The sequence below is a fragment of the Kitasatospora sp. NPDC057198 genome, assembly GCF_042670125.1.
Taxonomy (GTDB): Bacteria; Actinomycetota; Actinomycetes; order Streptomycetales; family Streptomycetaceae; genus Kitasatospora.
Genome location: NZ_JBHUWH010000168.1, coordinates 1 through 15,017, shown reverse-complemented (window position 1 = coordinate 15,017; position 15,017 = coordinate 1). Strand labels below are relative to the sequence as shown.

The window sequence follows — 15,017 nt, the reverse complement described above, 5'->3', positions numbered from 1 at the left end:
GGCACCGCACCCGCGCGACCGTGGCATGTTCCTGATGGGATACTTGACGGCGACTCAAGTCCCGTAGTCCACAACCGATGAAGGCATGATGTCCTACCTCCTCCACATCGACTCCTCCGCGATGAGCACCGGCTCCGTCTCCCGCCAGGTGGCCGAGAGCTTCCTCACCGCCTGGCGCCGGGAGCACCCCGAAGGACGCGTGGTCCACCGCGACCTCGGCGCCGCTCCGGTGCCGCACCTGACCGCCGACGGGATCACCGCCCGCTTCGTCGACCCGGCCACCCGCACCCCCGCCCAGGCCGGGGCCATGGAGCTGCAGGAGGAACTGGTCGACGAGCTCCTCGGGGCCGGGGCCTACCTGTTCACCGTGCCGATGTACAACATGTCGATCCCCTCGACCTTCAAGGCGTGGCTCGACCAGGTCATGATCCCGGGCCGCACCATCGGCACGCCGGACCTGCCGGCCGCCGGCCGCCCCGCGGTCGTCGTCGCCAGCCGCGGCGGCGCCTACGGCGAGGGCACCCCGCGGGCCGGCTGGGACCACGCGGTGCCGTTCCTGACCACCGCGCTCGGCGGCATGCTCGGCCTGGAGGTCGAATTCGTCCTCCCCGAGCTGACGCTGGCCCACCGCAACCCGGCGATGGCCGAGCTGCGCCCGGCGGCGGACGCCTCGCGCACCCGCGCGCACGAGGAGGCGGCCGCGCACGCCCAGAAGATCGCCGCGCGCCTGCTGGTCTGACCGGAAAGCACCGGGGCGCCGGAACACCGGGAGCGCCGGGTGGGGGGAGCCCGCCCCCGGCGCCCCCCCCCGGCACCCGCCCCCGGCACCCGCGTCCGGGAGCCGCGACCGGGAGCCGCGACCGGTCAGACCTCCAGGACGACCTTGCCGACCTGGGCGCCCGACTCGACCACCCGGTGCGCCTCGGCGGCCTCGGTGATCGGCAGCACCCGGTCCACCACCGGCGTCACCACGCCCGCCTCGACCAGCGGCCAGACGTGCTCGCGGACGGCCGCGACGATCGCGGCCTTCTCGCCCAGCGGGCGGCCGCGCAGGTTGGTGGCGACCAGGGCGGCGCGCTTGGCCAGCAGGGCGGAGAGGTTCACCTCGGCCTTGGCCCCGCCCTGCAGGCCGATCACCACCAGGCGGCCGTTCACCGCCAGGGCGTCGATGTTCCGCTGCAGGTACTTGGCGCCGATGATGTCGAGGACGACGTCGGCCCCGCCGAGCGCGGCGACCTCCGCGACGAAGTCCTGCCGGTGGTAGTCGATCAGCAGGTCCGCACCGAGCTCGGCGCAGCGGGCCAGCTTCTCGGGGCTGCCCGCGGTGACCGCGACCCGGGCGCCGACCGCCTTGGCCAGCTGGATCGCCATGGTGCCGATGCCGCTGGCGCCGCCGTGCAGCAGCACGGTCTCGCCGGGCCGCAGGTGGGCCACCTGGAACACGTTCGACCACACCGTGCAGGCCACCTCGGGCAGCGCCGCCGCCTGTCGGGCCGTCAGCCCCTTCGGCACCGGCAGCAGCTGCCCGACCGGGACGGCCACCCGCTGCGCGTACCCGCCGCCCGCGAGCAGCGCGCAGACCTCGTCGCCGACCGCCCAGCCGGCCACCCCCGGGCCGAGCGCGGCGATCCGGCCCGCGCACTCCAGGCCCGGGTAGGGCGAACTGCCGGGCGGCGGGTCGTAGAAGCCATGGCGCTGCAGCAGGTCGGCCCGGTTGACGGCGGTGGCGGAGACCTCGACCAGCACCTCGCCGGCCGCCGGAACGGGATCGGGGACCTCGGCCCAGACCAGCCGCTCGGGGCCGCCGGGCTCGGGAATCGTGATGGCTCGCATGGCCGTCACGCTACGCCCCCGCCCCCTTCGCACCCCGGCCCCCTCGCCGTCAACGGCCAGTGCGTCAGGGTCCCGGCGGCCGGGGCGACAGGGTGGCGACACTCCGCCCCCGGCGTCACCCAGCTGCGGGCGGACCCCCCATCCTTGTGCCTGTGCCGAATTCCAATTCCCCCCACGACACGGGTGCCCGGCCGTCCCGTCTGACGCTCGGTCGCTTCCGGGACGCGGGCACCGACACCACCGATCCCACCCGCCGGATCTCCCTGCCCGCCCGGCAGACCCGCCCGCCGCTGCGCCAGGTCACCCGCCGGCTGCTGCTGGCCCTGGGCGTGCTGGTGGCCACCACGCTGATCGTGTACGCGGACCACCCGGGCTACCACGACAACGCGGACTCCTCGGTCAGCCTCCTCGACTCGGCGTACTACGCCACCGTCACCCTCTCCACCACCGGGTACGGCGACATCACCCCGGTGAGCGACACCGCGCGGCTGGTGAACATCTTCGTGATCACCCCGCTGCGCGTGCTCTTCCTGATCATCCTGGTCGGCACGACTCTCGAAGTGCTCACCGAACGCACCCGCCTGCAGTGGCGGATCGAACGCTGGAGGCAGACCGTGCGGGACCACACCGTCGTCATCGGCTACGGCACCAAGGGCCGCAGCGCCGTGGACACCCTGCTCGGGCAGGGCGTCCCGAAGGAGTCCATCGTGGTGGTCGACCCGCAGGCCAAGGTCATCGACCAGGCCACCCACGACGGGCTGGTCGGCGTGCTCGGCGACGCCACCCGGGCCGCCACCCTGATCCGGGCCGAACTGCCGCGCGCCGCCCAGGTGGTGGTCGCCCCCGAACGCGACGACACCGCCGTCCTGATCACCCTCACCGCCCGCCAGCTGAACAAGGGCGCCACCGTGGTCGCCGCCGTCCGCGAGGACGAGAACGCCCCGCTGCTGCGGCAGAGCGGCGCGGACGTGGTGGTCACCTCGTCCAGCTCGGCCGGCCGGCTGCTCGGCATGTCGATGCTCAGCCCGAACGCGGGCTCGGTGATGGAGGACCTGCTGACCTACGGCAACGGCCTGGACGTCGCCGAGCGCCCGGTCACCAAGGCCGAGGCCGGCCGCAGCCCCCGCGAACTGGACGACCTGGTGATCGCGGTGGTCCGCGGCCGCCGGGTGCTCAACTACACCGAACCGGAGGCGGCCACACTGCAACTCACCGACCGCCTGATCGTCATCAAGCCCGGCACCCCGGTCACCCACTAGAGCCCCTGGATGCGCTCCCCGCCGTTCCACGTGGAACATCCCGCTCAGGACGTCGGCAGCGCCAGCACCTCGGCGTACTCCCCCGCCGCCAGCCCGCCGGGCGGGACGACCGCCAGCGCCTCGGCCCGAGCCAGGCCGCGCAGCATCGCCGGGCCGTCGTACGGCAGCGGAACCAGCCCGGCCGGTCCGCGGCGCACCGGGTGCAGCCGGGTGTCGGCCGGATGCCCGGCCAGCGCGGCGGCCAGCGGCTCGGCGGGCCCGGCCGCCGGGAGCACCCGGCCGGACAGCGCGTGCAGCAGCGGCAGCGCCAGCGTGAGCGTCCCGGCCACGGCGGCCAGCGGGTTGCCGGGCAGGCCCACCAGGTGGCGGCCGCCCGGCAGCGCCGCCAGCAGCATCGGGTGCCCCGGCCGCACCGCCACCCCGTCCACCAGCGGGTGCCCGCCGGTGGCCTCCAGCGCGGTGTGCAGGAAGTCCACCGGGCCGGCCGCGGTGCCACCGGTGGTGAGCACCAGGTCCGCGGGCGAGTGCCGGATCGCGTCCCGCAGCAGCCCGAAGTCGTCCCGGACGTACCGGCTGCCGAGCAGTTCGGCACCCGCCGAGGCCAGCCAGGGCGGCAGCAGCGGGCCGAGCGCGTCGCGCACCCGGCCCGGCCCCGGCACCCCCGCCATCAGCAGTTCGTCGCCCAGCACCAGCAGTTCGACGGTCGGACGGCGGTGCACCGCCAGCCGGTCGTGCCCGGCGGCGGCGGCCAGCCCGAGCACCGCCGGGGTCACCGGCAGCCCCGCGGGCAGCAGTTCCTCGCCCCGGCCGCACTCCTGGCCGCGCGGCCGGACGTCCTGCCCCGGCGCCACCTCGCCGCGCAGCTGGGCGGTGCCGTCCGGGAGTCCGGTGCGCGTGCCGTGCTCGCGCCGGAGCACCCCGGTCGCCCCGGACGGCAGTTGGGCGCCGGTGGCGATCTCCACCGCCGCGCCGTCCGCCAGCGGCGCGCAGTCCTGGCCCGCCAGCACCCGGCCGGACAGCCGCCACGGGCCCGGCCCGGCCACCGCCCAGCCGTCCATCGCCGAGGTGTCGAAGGCGGGCAGGTCGGTGAGCGCCGCCAGCGGCTCCGCCAGCGTCCGCCCGGCCGCGGCCGCCAGCTCCACCCGCTCCGCCGGAAGCGGCCGGACGGCGGCCTGCGCCGCGTGCCGGGCCGCCGGCCACGGGCAGCCGCGCAGCGTGGGCGCCGCCGAGGTCACCCTGACCTCCTCCGCCGTCCGACTCACCGCCCGTCCGCCCAGCGCTCGGCCAGCGCCGTCACCTTCGCGTTCGCCTCGGCCACCGCCGCCGCGCCACCGCCGGCCGCGGCCGCCGCGTAGCCGACCAGGAACGCGGTGAGCGGCGCGGCCGGACGCTCGACGCCGTGCGCGACCACCCGGGTCATGTCCAACAGCCCGCGAACGTCCACCGCCAGGTCCAGGCCCAGTTCGGCACCGGCCGCGGCCATCCACTCGTCCAATGTGCGCTCCATGTCGCCCATGCTGCCCGATCCGGTCCCCCGCACACCGCTTCCCCGATGAGCACCGCGGTTCGTTTCGCTCACCGCCCCCTCCGCACCCCCGTGAGCACGAGCACCGCGGGAGGCACCACCGGGGGCCCGGGGAACGGCGGGTCCGTGCTGCTGACGGCCGGAGCCCATCGAAGTGTCCGTGCTGCTGCGTGCCGTAACAGAACCGGAAGCAGATGCGCGCTCCGGCAGTGAACCGTCAGCAGCCTGGGCCTCGCCGTTCCCCGAGCCCCTGGTGGTTGCTCTCCGCCGTTCCCCGACCCCCCTGCCGGGGCTCCCTGTCGCGGGCCGCCGCCAGGTCGTCCCAGGTGTCGCAGTCGAAGGAGGCGTTCGCCGGGTCGGGCAGCCGGGCCAGCCGGAGGCCGGCGAGGAGGTGGCGCAGCGGGCGGCCGGCCGGGGTGCCGAGGGCGGTGAGCGCCGCGCGCAGGGCGGCGGTGCGGTAGGCGGCGACCAGCGGCTGGTCGCGGCCGGTGGCGTCGGTCAGCAGGGCGCCGTCCCACTCGGGGTCGTCGAGGGCGGCCAGCAGCCGCCGCACCGTCGCGGTGTCCAGGAACGGCAGGTCGGCGGCCAGCAGCAGGACGTCGGGCGCGGTCACCGCGGGCAGCGCGGCGGCGACCGCCGCGACCGGGCCGCCGCCCGGCGGGTCCTCGCGCAGCCAGCGCACCCCGGTCCGTTCGGTGGGCCGCTCGGGGCCGACCACCAGCACCCGGCGGGCGTCCGGGCAGGCCGCCAGCACCCGGTCCAGCAGTGGGCGGCCGCCGACCGGCAGGGCCGGCTTGTCCACCCCGCCGAGCCGCCGGCCCGCCCCGCCGGCCGCCACCACCGCGTCGTACTCGCGCTCCGTCACCCGGGCAGTATCACCGCTCGCCGTCCCCGCCGTCCTCCACCACCCGGCCGTCCCCGGTCTCTTCCACCGCCCCGGCGTCCGCGCCGCCCTCGGTCGGGATCTCCCGGCGGGCGGTGTTCGCGGCCGCGCCGTGCTCCAGGATGGCCGGCAGGGTGAGGCCGCCGTAGCGCTCGTTCATCGCGGCGGTGAGCGCCTCGGCGTCCTCGGGGTGGTCGTGCAGCGCCTCGTCGAAGTCGCGCAGGTAGGCGGCGGTGAAGGCGAGCACCCGGTGCGCGGCGTCGTCCGTGCCGGGGGCGCGGTGTCCGGCGATCACCCGGTCCACGCCGAGGTCGGCGATCAGGCCGAGGTTGTGCGACCACTGGTCGCGGGCGTCCGGGTCGGTGTCGGCCGTCCAGACGTGGGTGCCGTTGTAGACGAAGTCGCCCGCGATCACGGTGCGGATGCTGGGCAGGTGGGTGACGGTGGAGCCCGCGGTGTCGCCCTGGCCGAGTTGCAGGACGCGGATCAGCTGGCCGTCGATCATCAGCGGCTGCGGCAGCAGCGGCGCGGGCAGCAGCGGCTGGTCGGGGATGTCGTCGCCGTACACCGGCTTCCACTGGGCGACCTTGGCCGCCGCGGTCCGCCGGATCCCCTCGACCACCGGGGGCGCGGCCACCAGGCGCGCGGCCGGGAACAGCCGCAGCACCTCCTCCGCGCCGAAGTAGTGGTCGGGGTGCTGGTGGCTGACCACGACGGCCAGCAGCTCCCGGCCCTTGCCGGCGATCCACTCGGCCAGTTCGCGGCCGGCGCTGCGGGTCAGCTGGGCGTCGACCAGGATCGCCGTGCGCTCCCCCATCACCAGGCTGGAGGTGGCGAAGAACGCGCTCTCAGGCCCGGTGAAGACCTCGACCTCCAGCGGCCGGAAGGCCGGTGCGGGGCCCGTCACGCGGCCGTGGGCGCTCTCGTCGGGCGGTGACGCGGTCACGGCTGCTCTCCCCTGGTCGGTGCGGCGGGCCGAGGCGGCCCCGTACCCGTCCAGCCTGGCCGGAAGGCCCCCGCGGCGCCGGGTGGGCACGTCCAGGAGGGTGATCACGGCAACCCCCCGGGGCGGCGGGGGCGTCGACTATTGTCGAGGGTCCCCGAGCACCGGGCACCCGCGCACCCACGAATCTGGAGTACTTGATGGACCGGCTCGACAACACCGTCCGCGACTACGCCTGGGGTTCGGCCACCGCCATCCCCGAGCTGCTCGGGCGGCCCGCCACCGGGGTGCCCCAGGCCGAGCTGTGGATGGGCGCCCACCCGGGCGCGCCGTCCCTGGTCGCGCGCGCGGACGGCCCGGTCGGGCTGGACGAGGTGATCGCCGCCGATCCGGTCGCCGAGCTGGGCGCCGCGTCCGTCGAGCGCTTCGGGCCGACGCTGCCGTTCCTGGTCAAGGTGCTGGCCGCCGCCCTGCCGCTCTCCCTCCAGGCCCACCCGACCCGGGCGCAGGCGCAGGCCGGGTACGCCGACGAGGAGGCCCGCGGCGTTCCGGTCGACGCGCCGCACCGCAACTACAAGGACGCCAACCACAAGCCCGAACTGATCTGCGCGCTCAGCGAGTTCGAGGGCCTGTGCGGCTTCCGCAGCCCTGCCGGGGCGGCCGACCTGATGGCCTCGCTGGGCGTCCCCGGGCTGGACCCGCTGATCGACCTGCTGCGCAGCAAGCCCGAGCAGGAGGCGCTGGCCGGCGCGCTGGCCGGGGCGCTGGGCATGACCGACGCCGCGGGCCGGGAGACCGTGGCGGCCGTCGCCCGCGCCGTCACCGCCGCCGCCCCCGCCGACCCGACCGGCGAGCTGGCCGGGTACGCCTTCGCCGCCGCCGAGTGCCCCGGCGACCCGGGGCTGGTCGCCGCGCTGCTGTTCAACCACGTCCGGCTGCAGCCCGGCGAGGCGCTCTACCTGGGCGCCGGCCTCCCGCACGCCTACCTGCGCGGCACCGGCGTGGAGATCATGGCCAACTCCGACAACGTGCTGCGCTGCGGCTTCACCCCCAAGCACGTGGACATCCCGGAGCTGCTCGAGGTGGTCCGGTTCGAGGGCGGCCGGCCCGAGGTGCTGCGCCCCGAGCCCGGCCCGGACGGCGAGCGGCTGTACCCGGTGCCGATCGACGAGTTCCGGCTCTCCCGCTACGACCTCGCCGACCGCCCCGCCACCCTGCCCGGGGACGCCCCGCAGATCCTGCTGTGCACCGACGGCACGGTCGAACTCTCCTCCGGCGGACAGGTGTTGACGCTCCGCCGGGGCGAGTCCGCGTTCCTGCCCGCGGACGGCGCCGAGACCGTGCTCACCGGCCCCGGGGCGACGGTCTTCCGCAGCACCGTCACGCTCGGCTGAGGCCCCTCAGAGCGGGTGGCGCGCCTGGTACGCCAGCCGCGCCCCCGCGTCCGCGCCGACGGCGGCGAGCAGCTCGTCCAGGGCCAGGAACCACGACCAGCGCTCGCCGCCGCCCGCCCGCGCCAGAGCGTCGACCAGCAGGTCCTCCAGCTCCGGCACCCGCGCGTCCTTCCACACCTTGTCGGCCAGGCTGACCAGCAGGTCCTCGGGGCCGGAGGACGGGCCCCAGTCGGCGTGCCCGGCGGCGAACCGGGCCAGCCGGGGCTCCACCCCGGCCGCCAGCAGCAGCTCCCGCCCGGCCGGTTCGTGCGCCGAGCCGGGGCCGGACAGCTCCGAGCGGTGCACCGCCTTCCCGATGTCGTGGGTGGCCGCCCCGAACAGCACCGCGGCCCGGTCGAGGCCCAGCTCCGGGCAGCGCTCCGCCGTCCAGTCGGCCAGCCGCACCGCCACGTCGTGCACCAGCCGCAGGTGCGCCACCAGCCGCGGCGGCGCCGCCAACTCCCCCAGCAGCGCGACCACTTCGTCCGGCAGCGGGCGCAGCTCCAGTTCCTCGTCCATGGCGGGCGACCCTACCCGACCGCCCGGCGGCGCTTAATCGCTTGACCGCGTACCCGCAGGAGGGCTGCACTGTCCCGGACGACCGAGACGGCGACCCCGGAAGGCGGCGGCAGTGACCGACATCAGGCCCAGCGGCGAGCAGGACCACCAGCTCTTCGTGGAGACCATGCACGCCGCGTTCGGGCTGTTCGCCGACCCGCCCGGCGAGGACGGCGGCGGCGTCTGGTGGTCGGCGTTCGAACCGGAGCGCGGCCTGCTCGCCCGGGACGCCGACGGGCGGGCGATCGGCACCGCCGGGGCGTACACCTTCGAACTCACGCTCCCCGGCGGGGCGTTGGTCCCGGTCTCCGGGGTGACGGCGGTCGGCGTGCTGCCCTCGCACCGGCGGCGCGGCGTGCTCACCGCGATGATGCGCCGTCAACTCGCCGAGCTGCGGGAGCGCGGCGAGGTGCTGTCCGTGCTGCTCGCCTCCGAGTCGGTGATCTACCGGCGCTTCGGCTACGGCCCCGCCACCTACACCCGCAGCCTGACGGTGCCCCGGCACCGGGCCGCGCTCACCCCGCCGCGCGGCGGGGCCGGCGAGCCCGCCGGAACGGTCGAACTGCTGCACCGGGACAAGGCGGTGGAGCTGCTGGAGCAGGTCTACGACCGCTACCGGCGCACCCGCCCCGGCTCGGTCTCCCGCCCGCACCGCTGGTGGGCCCGCGGCGCCGGCCAGCCCCCGATCGCCCCCAAGCCCCGCTACGTCGCCCTGCACCGGGCCGCCGACGGCACGCCCGACGGGTACGCCAGCTACGCGATCGAGGAGGGGCGCAGCCTGGTCGTCGACGAGACGGTCGCCGCCACCGACGCCGCGTACACCGCGCTCGTCCGCTACCTGCTCGGCCACGACCTGGTCCAGGAGGTGGTGTTCCGGCACGTCCCGCCGGACAGCCCGCTGCCCTGGCAGCTCGCCGACTTCAGCGCCGCCCAGCCCGGCAAGCACACCGACTGGCTCTGGGCCCGGGTGCTGGACGTCCCGGGCGCGCTCACCGCCCGCGGCTGGAGCACCGACGGCACGCTCGTCCTCGACGTGGACGACCCGTTCCTCGGCGAGCACCACCGCTACCTGCTGACCGTCCGCGACGGCAAGGCCGAGTGCGTCCCCACCGACCGCGCGCCCGACCTCTCGCTCGACATCAGCGACCTCGGCTCGATCCTGCTCGGCGGCACCGCCCCCGGCACCCTGGTCCGGGCCGGCCACCTGCGCGCCCACCACGCCGACGCCCCGGCCCGCGCCGACGCCCTGTTCCGCGCCGACCACGAACCGCACTGCCTGCACTGGTTCTGACCCCGCGCCCGCCGCCCCGTCCGACCCCTGCGTACCCTGCCCGCATGCACCTGCTCCTCCAGGGCGGCCCCACCGCCGCCGATGCGCCCGGCCCGCGCACCGGCGGCCTCCCGCTCGTCCCCGCCGGCTTCGCGTGGCCGCACTGCCGCGAGTGCGACAGCCCCCTGCTGTTCATCGCCCACCTGCCGCTCGACCACGGCACCGCCGCCGTCTTCCTGTGCGACTTCGACCCCGGCATGTGCGACACCTGGCTCGCCGACGGCGGCGCCAACCACGCCTACCTCTTCCCGCCCGGCACCCCGCTCGCCCCCGCCGCCGCCCCCGACGACCCCAACGTCCCCACCCTGCTGCCCACCACCACCGCCCTGCACCCCGCCGACCGCCCCGACGACCGCCCCGAGGTCGGCCGGGTCGGCGGCGCGCCGGACTGGATCCAGGACCCCGAGATCCCCGCCTGCCCCGGCTGCGCCGCCCCGATGGAGTTCGCCGCCCAGTTGGAGAACGACGACACCGGGATCAACTTCGGCGACGACGGCCTCGGCTACCTCTTCACCTGCCGCCCCTGCGTCCGGGCCGCCTTCCTCTGGCAGTGCTGACGGCCCCGCCGACTGACGTCAGGTCACGTCCCGGGTCATGTCGACGAAGCGCGAGTAGTGGCCCTGGAAGGCCACCGTGATGGTCGCGGTCGGGCCGTTTCGGTGCTTGGCCACGATCAGGTCGGCCTCGCCCGCGCGCGGGGACTCCTTCTCGTAGGCGTCCTCGCGGTGCAGCAGGATGACCATGTCGGCGTCCTGCTCGATCGAGCCGGACTCGCGCAGGTCGGAGACCATCGGCTTCTTGTCGGTGCGCTGCTCGGGGCCTCGGTTCAGCTGGGAGAGCGCGATCACCGGGATCTCCAGCTCCTTGGCCAGCAGCTTCAGGTTCCGGGACATGTCCGAGACCTCCTGCTGCCGGCTCTCCGCCCGCCGCGACCCGCCGGCCTGCATCAGCTGCAGGTAGTCAATGACCACCAGCCGCAGGTCGTTGCGCTGCTTGAGCCGCCGGCACTTGGCCCGGATCTCCATCATCGACAGGTTCGGCGAGTCGTCGATGTACAGCGGCGCCGCGCTCACGTCCGGCATCCGCCGGGCGACCCGCGTCCAGTCGTCGTCCGTCATGTTGCCCGACCGCATGTGGTGCAGCGCCACCCGGGCCTCGGCCGACAGCAGGCGCATGGCGATCTCGTTGCGGCCCATCTCGAGCGAGAAGATCACGCTCGGCAGGTTGTTGTGGATCGAGCAGGCCCGCGCGAAGTCCAGTGCGAGCGTCGAGTTGTGGGTGGGCACCATCGACCGGGTGGCCAGGTACAGGTGGTCGGGGTTGTCGACCTCGACGCACCGGACGGGCACGCTGTCGACCTCGCGGACGTCGACGACGTAGCGCTGCCGGAGCCTCGGGGTGGCCGGGCGCCTGCGCTCGGCGTGGACCGCCCGCTTGCGCGCCAGTCCGAAGACCTCCTCGGGCGGGGTGAAGGTGACCGTCCAAACGGTCGAGGACTCCTCGGAGCGGCCCGCGACGCGCTTGGTCGCCACGCCGCACCGGTGGCCGAGGCCCACGACCAGATCGCGGAAACCCTCGGCGAGCTCCCGGCTCGTCACCGCGAACTGCACCGACCCCGTGGCGTTGACGGTGCCGTCGGTGTCCAGCAGCCCGGCCAGCAGGGCCCGCCGCTGGGCGACGGAGCCGCGCAGGTAGGCAGCGGGAACGTGCTTGCGCCCGAGCACGCCCAGGTCGCGCAGCGCGGTCAGCAGGCTGCCGTGCCGCCGGGTGCAGCTGTCGCAGCGGGGCTCGGAGAACGGTGAGGAGCACGGGGTGCCGCAGTCCGTGCAGGTGGTCGGCGGGACGGGCGCGGAGACCAGCCGGGCCCGGTCGCCGCAGGAGCGCCCGCAGGTGCGGACGTGGGCGAGTTCCGGGGTGAAGACCGTGCCGCAGACGGCGCAGGCCCGTTCGAAGGTCTCGGGCTCCGGCACGTCGTAGCGCAGCGCGTAGGTCGGGGAGTCGCCGATCCGGCGGGCCGTCAGGCCGTCCGCGGCCAGCCGCTCCAGCACCTCCGGGTCGGTGGTGGTGATCCGGGCGGCGTCGGTGTGGCCGTCGCCCAGCCAGGCGCCGAGCACGTAGGGCGGGACGGGCAGGTCCCGCTCGGGCAGGTCGAGCGCGGAGGTGTTGCGCACGGAGTGGTTGGCGCGGCCGTCCGAGGTGTCGCAGCGCAGGGTGGCCGCGATCTCCTTCGTGGTGACGACCCGTCCGGCCCCGCCCGCCCGGCGGGCCGCCCGGGTGGTGGTGAGCCACTGGTGGTCGGCGTCGGCGATCACGGTGGTGCCGTCGTCGAAGCCGACCTCGTAGCAGGGTCGGTCGGTCATCACCTCGGTGGCGGCGACCACCCGGGTGGGGCGGCCGTCGGCGTCGAGCAGCCAGTCGCCCACGGCGACCTCGCCCATGGTGGTCCAGCCGTCCGGGGTGGGTAGCGGGGTGTCCAGGGCGAGCGCCTTGCCCATGGCCGGGCGGGCCGCGATGACGATCATCTGACCGGGGTGGAGGCCGTTGGTGAGGGCGTCGAAGTCGGCGAAGCCGGTGGGGACGCCGGACATCTGGCCGGAGCGGGAGCCGATGGCCTCGATCTCGTCGAGGGCGCCCTCCATGATGTCGGCGAGCGGGGCGTAGTCCTCGTTGGTGCGCTGCTCGGTGACGGCGTAGATCTCGGCCTGGGCGGCGTTGACGATGTCGTCGACGTCGCCCTCGGCGGCGTAGCCCATGCCGGCGATCCGGGTGCCGGCCTCGACCAGGCGGCGCAGCACGGCGCGCTCGTGGACGATCTCGGCGTAGTACTCGGCGTTGGCCGCGGTGGGGACGGAGTTGACCAGGGTGTGCAGGTAGGAGGCGCCGCCGACGCGGGTCAGCTCGCCGCGCTTGGTGAGTTCGCCGGCCACGGTGATCGGGTCGGCGGGCTCGCCGCGGGCGTAGAGGTCGAGGATCGCGCCGTGGATCAGCTCGTGGGCGGGGCGGTAGTAGTCGGCGGGCTTGAGCACCTCGACGACGTCCGCGATGGCGTCCTTGGAGAGCAGCATGCCGCCGAGGACGGACTGCTCGGCCGCGAGGTCCTGCGGGGGGACGCGTTCGAAGCCCTCGCCGCCGAAGCCGCCCTCGCGCTCGCCGTCCCGGTCGCGGCGCTCGCCCTTGCCGGGGAAGCGGTCCCCGCCCTTGCCGCCGTCGCGCCGCTGGAAGCCTCCGGACCCGCCGGAGCCGCCGCCGGAGCCGGAGCCGCCGCCGGGGCCCGAACCGTCCCGGCCCGCCGGGGTGTTCGACCGGCGGGAGACCGGCAGGCGGTCGCCCGGGACGTCGGGGAAGGCGTCCAGCGGGAAGGCGTCGTCGGACGGCTGCCAGTCGTCCTCCGGGGGCGGCGGGGCGTCGTGGTCGTCGTACTGGGGGCCGGTCACGCGTGTTCCCCGATCAGCGAGCGTGCGAGTGGTGCGGGCCGGTCCGGTGGCGTACCGTCCTTCGGCGCCTGTCCTTCTTACGGTACCGAGCCGACACCGCCCGCCCCGCGCGGGTCGGCCCTGAACGGCCGCCGGGTCCGGCCCGGGGCGGGCCGCGGGCCGCCGGTGCACCGGAAAGTTATCCACAGGGGGTGTGGACAACCGCCCACAGCCTGTGGAGAACCCCGCCAAAGCTGTGCACAACCCTGTGGATAACCATCCAATCGCCCCAATGTCAACTCGCTGACCTGGGACTACTCCCCACTTAGCCTGTGCATGAGAAATTCTTCACACGAGCAGGGGCGCCCCCGAAGGGGTGTTCGACGCGGCGTCCGTCCACAGCGCCAGTAAGAGTCCAATAACCTCTTCACCCATTACCTGTGGATGAGTAGGCTGGGCCCATGCACGTCAGGTCCCCCGCCGCCGCCGAACGCCGCCGCCACGACCGGGAGATACTCGCCCTGGCCGTCCCGGCCTTCGGCGCCCTGGTCGCCGAACCGCTCTTCCTGATGGCCGACTCCGCGATCGTCGGCCACCTCGGCACCTCCCAGCTGGCCGGCCTGGGCGTCGCCTCCGCCGCGCTCACCACCGTCGTCGGGGTGTTCGCCTTCCTCGCCTACGCCACCACCGCCGCAGTGGCCCGCCGGATCGGGGCCGGCGACCGGCGGGCCGCCGTGCAGCAGGGCGTCGACGGCATCTGGCTGGCCCTGCTGCTCTCGGCCGGCCTGGTGGCGCTCACCCTGCTGCTCGCCCCGCAGGCCGCCCGACTGCTCGGCGCCTCCGCCACCGCCGCCCCGTACGCCGTCACCTACCTGCGGATCAGCGCGCTCGGCGTCCCCGCGATGCTGCTGGTGCTGGCCGCCACCGGTGTACTGCGCGGCCTCCAGGACACCCGCACCCCGCTGCTGGTGGCGATCGGCGGCTTCACCGCCAACCTGCTGCTCAACCTGGGCCTGGTGTACGGCGCTGGGCTCGGCGTGGCCGGCTCCGCCTGGGGCACCGTGATCGCGCAGAACGCGATGGCCGCGGTGTACGTCGTGGTGGTGGTCCGCGGCGCCCGCCGGGAGGGCGCCGCGCTGCGGCCGGACGCCGCGGGCATCCGCGCCTCGGCCCGGGCCGGCGGCCCGCTGCTGGTGCGCACCCTGAGCCTGCGCGCGGTACTGCTGCTGGCCGCCGCGGTGGCCGCGAACCTGGGCGACGCCGAGGTGGCGGCCCACCAGATCACCATGACCGTCTGGTCCTTCGTCGCCTTCGCGCTGGACGCGGTGGCGATCGCCGGGCAGGCCATCATCGGCCGCTACCTGGGCGCGGGCGACCTGCCCGGCACCCGGGCGGCCACCCGGCGGATGGTCGAGTGGGGCCTGGGCGCGGGCGTGCTGTTCGGGCTGCTGATGGTGCTGGGCCGGCCGCTGTACGTCCCGCTGTTCAGCTCCGACCCGGCGGTGCAGCACCAGCTGTCCACCGCGCTGCTGCTGGCCGCGCTGACCCAGCCGGTGGGCGGGCTGGTGTTCGTGCTGGACGGCGTGCTGATGGGCGCCGGCGACGGCCGCTACCTGGCCTGGGCGATGCTGGCCACGCTGCTGGTGTTCGTCCCGGCGGCGCTGGCGGTGCCCGCGCTGGGCCTGGGGCTGGCCGGGCTGTGGTGGGCGATGAACCTGTTCATGCTGTCCCGGGCGGCGTTCCTGGTCGGCCGGGTCCGCACCGGCCACTGGATGGTCACCGGCGCCGTCCGGTCCTGAACCGCGCGGGGAACGGCCGGAGGGCCGGACCCCGCGAACGG

At 75.5% G+C, this 15,017-nt stretch carries 11 protein-coding genes and 2 pseudogenes; 6 read left to right on the top strand and 7 right to left on the bottom strand.

The annotated features are described in order from the left end of the window. The first annotated feature begins 88 nt into the window (after window positions 1-88). Window positions 89-739: an FMN-dependent NADH-azoreductase gene (locus ACFUEL_RS19800; RefSeq protein ID WP_380237668.1), complete on the top strand. Its 651-nt coding sequence runs from the start codon at window positions 89-91 to the stop codon at window positions 737-739. A gap of 125 nt (window positions 740-864) precedes the next feature. Here ACFUEL_RS19800 and ACFUEL_RS19795 read toward each other — a convergent pair whose 3' ends face one another. Next, window positions 865-1,833 (bottom strand): NAD(P)H-quinone oxidoreductase, encoded by a 969-nt coding sequence (locus tag ACFUEL_RS19795; RefSeq protein WP_380237667.1) that lies wholly within the window; start codon window positions 1,831-1,833, stop codon window positions 865-867. Window positions 1,834-2,033: 200 nt separating this feature from the next. Between ACFUEL_RS19795 and ACFUEL_RS19790 the strand changes: the two genes are divergently transcribed. Further along, complete coding sequence (locus ACFUEL_RS19790) at window positions 2,034-3,092, top strand: potassium channel family protein (protein ID WP_380237669.1); 1,059 nt, start codon at window positions 2,034-2,036, stop codon at window positions 3,090-3,092. A 44-nt stretch (window positions 3,093-3,136) separates the two neighbouring features. Here the strand turns inward: ACFUEL_RS19790 and ACFUEL_RS19785 are convergent, their stop codons facing one another. The 4 genes and pseudogenes from ACFUEL_RS19785 to ACFUEL_RS19770 all read right to left on the bottom strand — a co-directional run bounded on the left by ACFUEL_RS19785 (window position 3,137) and on the right by ACFUEL_RS19770 (window position 6,446). Next, window positions 3,137-4,327, bottom strand: a complete 1,191-nt coding sequence (locus ACFUEL_RS19785; protein WP_380237666.1) for a molybdopterin molybdotransferase MoeA — start codon at window positions 4,325-4,327, stop codon at window positions 3,137-3,139. A 23-nt stretch (window positions 4,328-4,350) separates the two neighbouring features. After that, window positions 4,351-4,701 (bottom strand): annotated as a pseudogene (locus ACFUEL_RS19780) (DUF6457 domain-containing protein); the annotation flags it as partial. A 211-nt stretch (window positions 4,702-4,912) separates the two neighbouring features. Further along, window positions 4,913-5,482: pseudogene (locus ACFUEL_RS19775) on the bottom strand (molybdenum cofactor guanylyltransferase); the annotation flags it as partial. Window positions 5,483-5,492: 10 nt separating this feature from the next. Continuing rightward, window positions 5,493-6,446, bottom strand: a complete 954-nt coding sequence (locus ACFUEL_RS19770) for an MBL fold metallo-hydrolase (RefSeq protein WP_380237665.1) — start codon at window positions 6,444-6,446, stop codon at window positions 5,493-5,495. Window positions 6,447-6,643: 197 nt separating this feature from the next. Between ACFUEL_RS19770 and manA the strand changes: the two genes are divergently transcribed. Next, window positions 6,644-7,837, top strand: a complete 1,194-nt coding sequence (manA, locus tag ACFUEL_RS19765; RefSeq protein ID WP_380237664.1) for a mannose-6-phosphate isomerase, class I — start codon at window positions 6,644-6,646, stop codon at window positions 7,835-7,837. Window positions 7,838-7,843: 6 nt separating this feature from the next. Here the strand turns inward: manA and ACFUEL_RS19760 are convergent, their stop codons facing one another. Further along, window positions 7,844-8,395: an HD domain-containing protein gene (locus ACFUEL_RS19760; RefSeq protein WP_380237663.1), complete on the bottom strand. Its 552-nt coding sequence runs from the start codon at window positions 8,393-8,395 to the stop codon at window positions 7,844-7,846. 112 nt (window positions 8,396-8,507) lie between these two features. Between ACFUEL_RS19760 and ACFUEL_RS19755 the strand changes: the two genes are divergently transcribed. Both ACFUEL_RS19755 and ACFUEL_RS19750 read left to right on the top strand, forming a co-directional pair. Further along, window positions 8,508-9,725, top strand: coding sequence for a GNAT family N-acetyltransferase (locus tag ACFUEL_RS19755; RefSeq protein ID WP_380237662.1), 1,218 nt, complete (start codon window positions 8,508-8,510; stop codon window positions 9,723-9,725). Between the two features lie 44 nt (window positions 9,726-9,769). Beyond that, complete coding sequence (locus ACFUEL_RS19750; protein WP_380237661.1) at window positions 9,770-10,321, top strand: hypothetical protein; 552 nt, start codon at window positions 9,770-9,772, stop codon at window positions 10,319-10,321. Between the two features lie 18 nt (window positions 10,322-10,339). Here ACFUEL_RS19750 and dnaB read toward each other — a convergent pair whose 3' ends face one another. Further along, window positions 10,340-13,198 carry a replicative DNA helicase gene (dnaB, locus tag ACFUEL_RS19745; protein ID WP_380237659.1) on the bottom strand — a complete coding sequence of 953 codons (2,859 nt, stop codon included), beginning with the start codon at window positions 13,196-13,198 and terminating at the stop codon, window positions 10,340-10,342. Between the two features lie 440 nt (window positions 13,199-13,638). On the opposite strand from dnaB, the gene ACFUEL_RS19740 reads away from it, so the two are divergent. Beyond that, window positions 13,639-14,976, top strand: a complete 1,338-nt coding sequence (locus ACFUEL_RS19740; protein WP_380237658.1) for an MATE family efflux transporter — start codon at window positions 13,639-13,641, stop codon at window positions 14,974-14,976. Window positions 14,977-15,017: the final 41 nt, after the last annotated feature.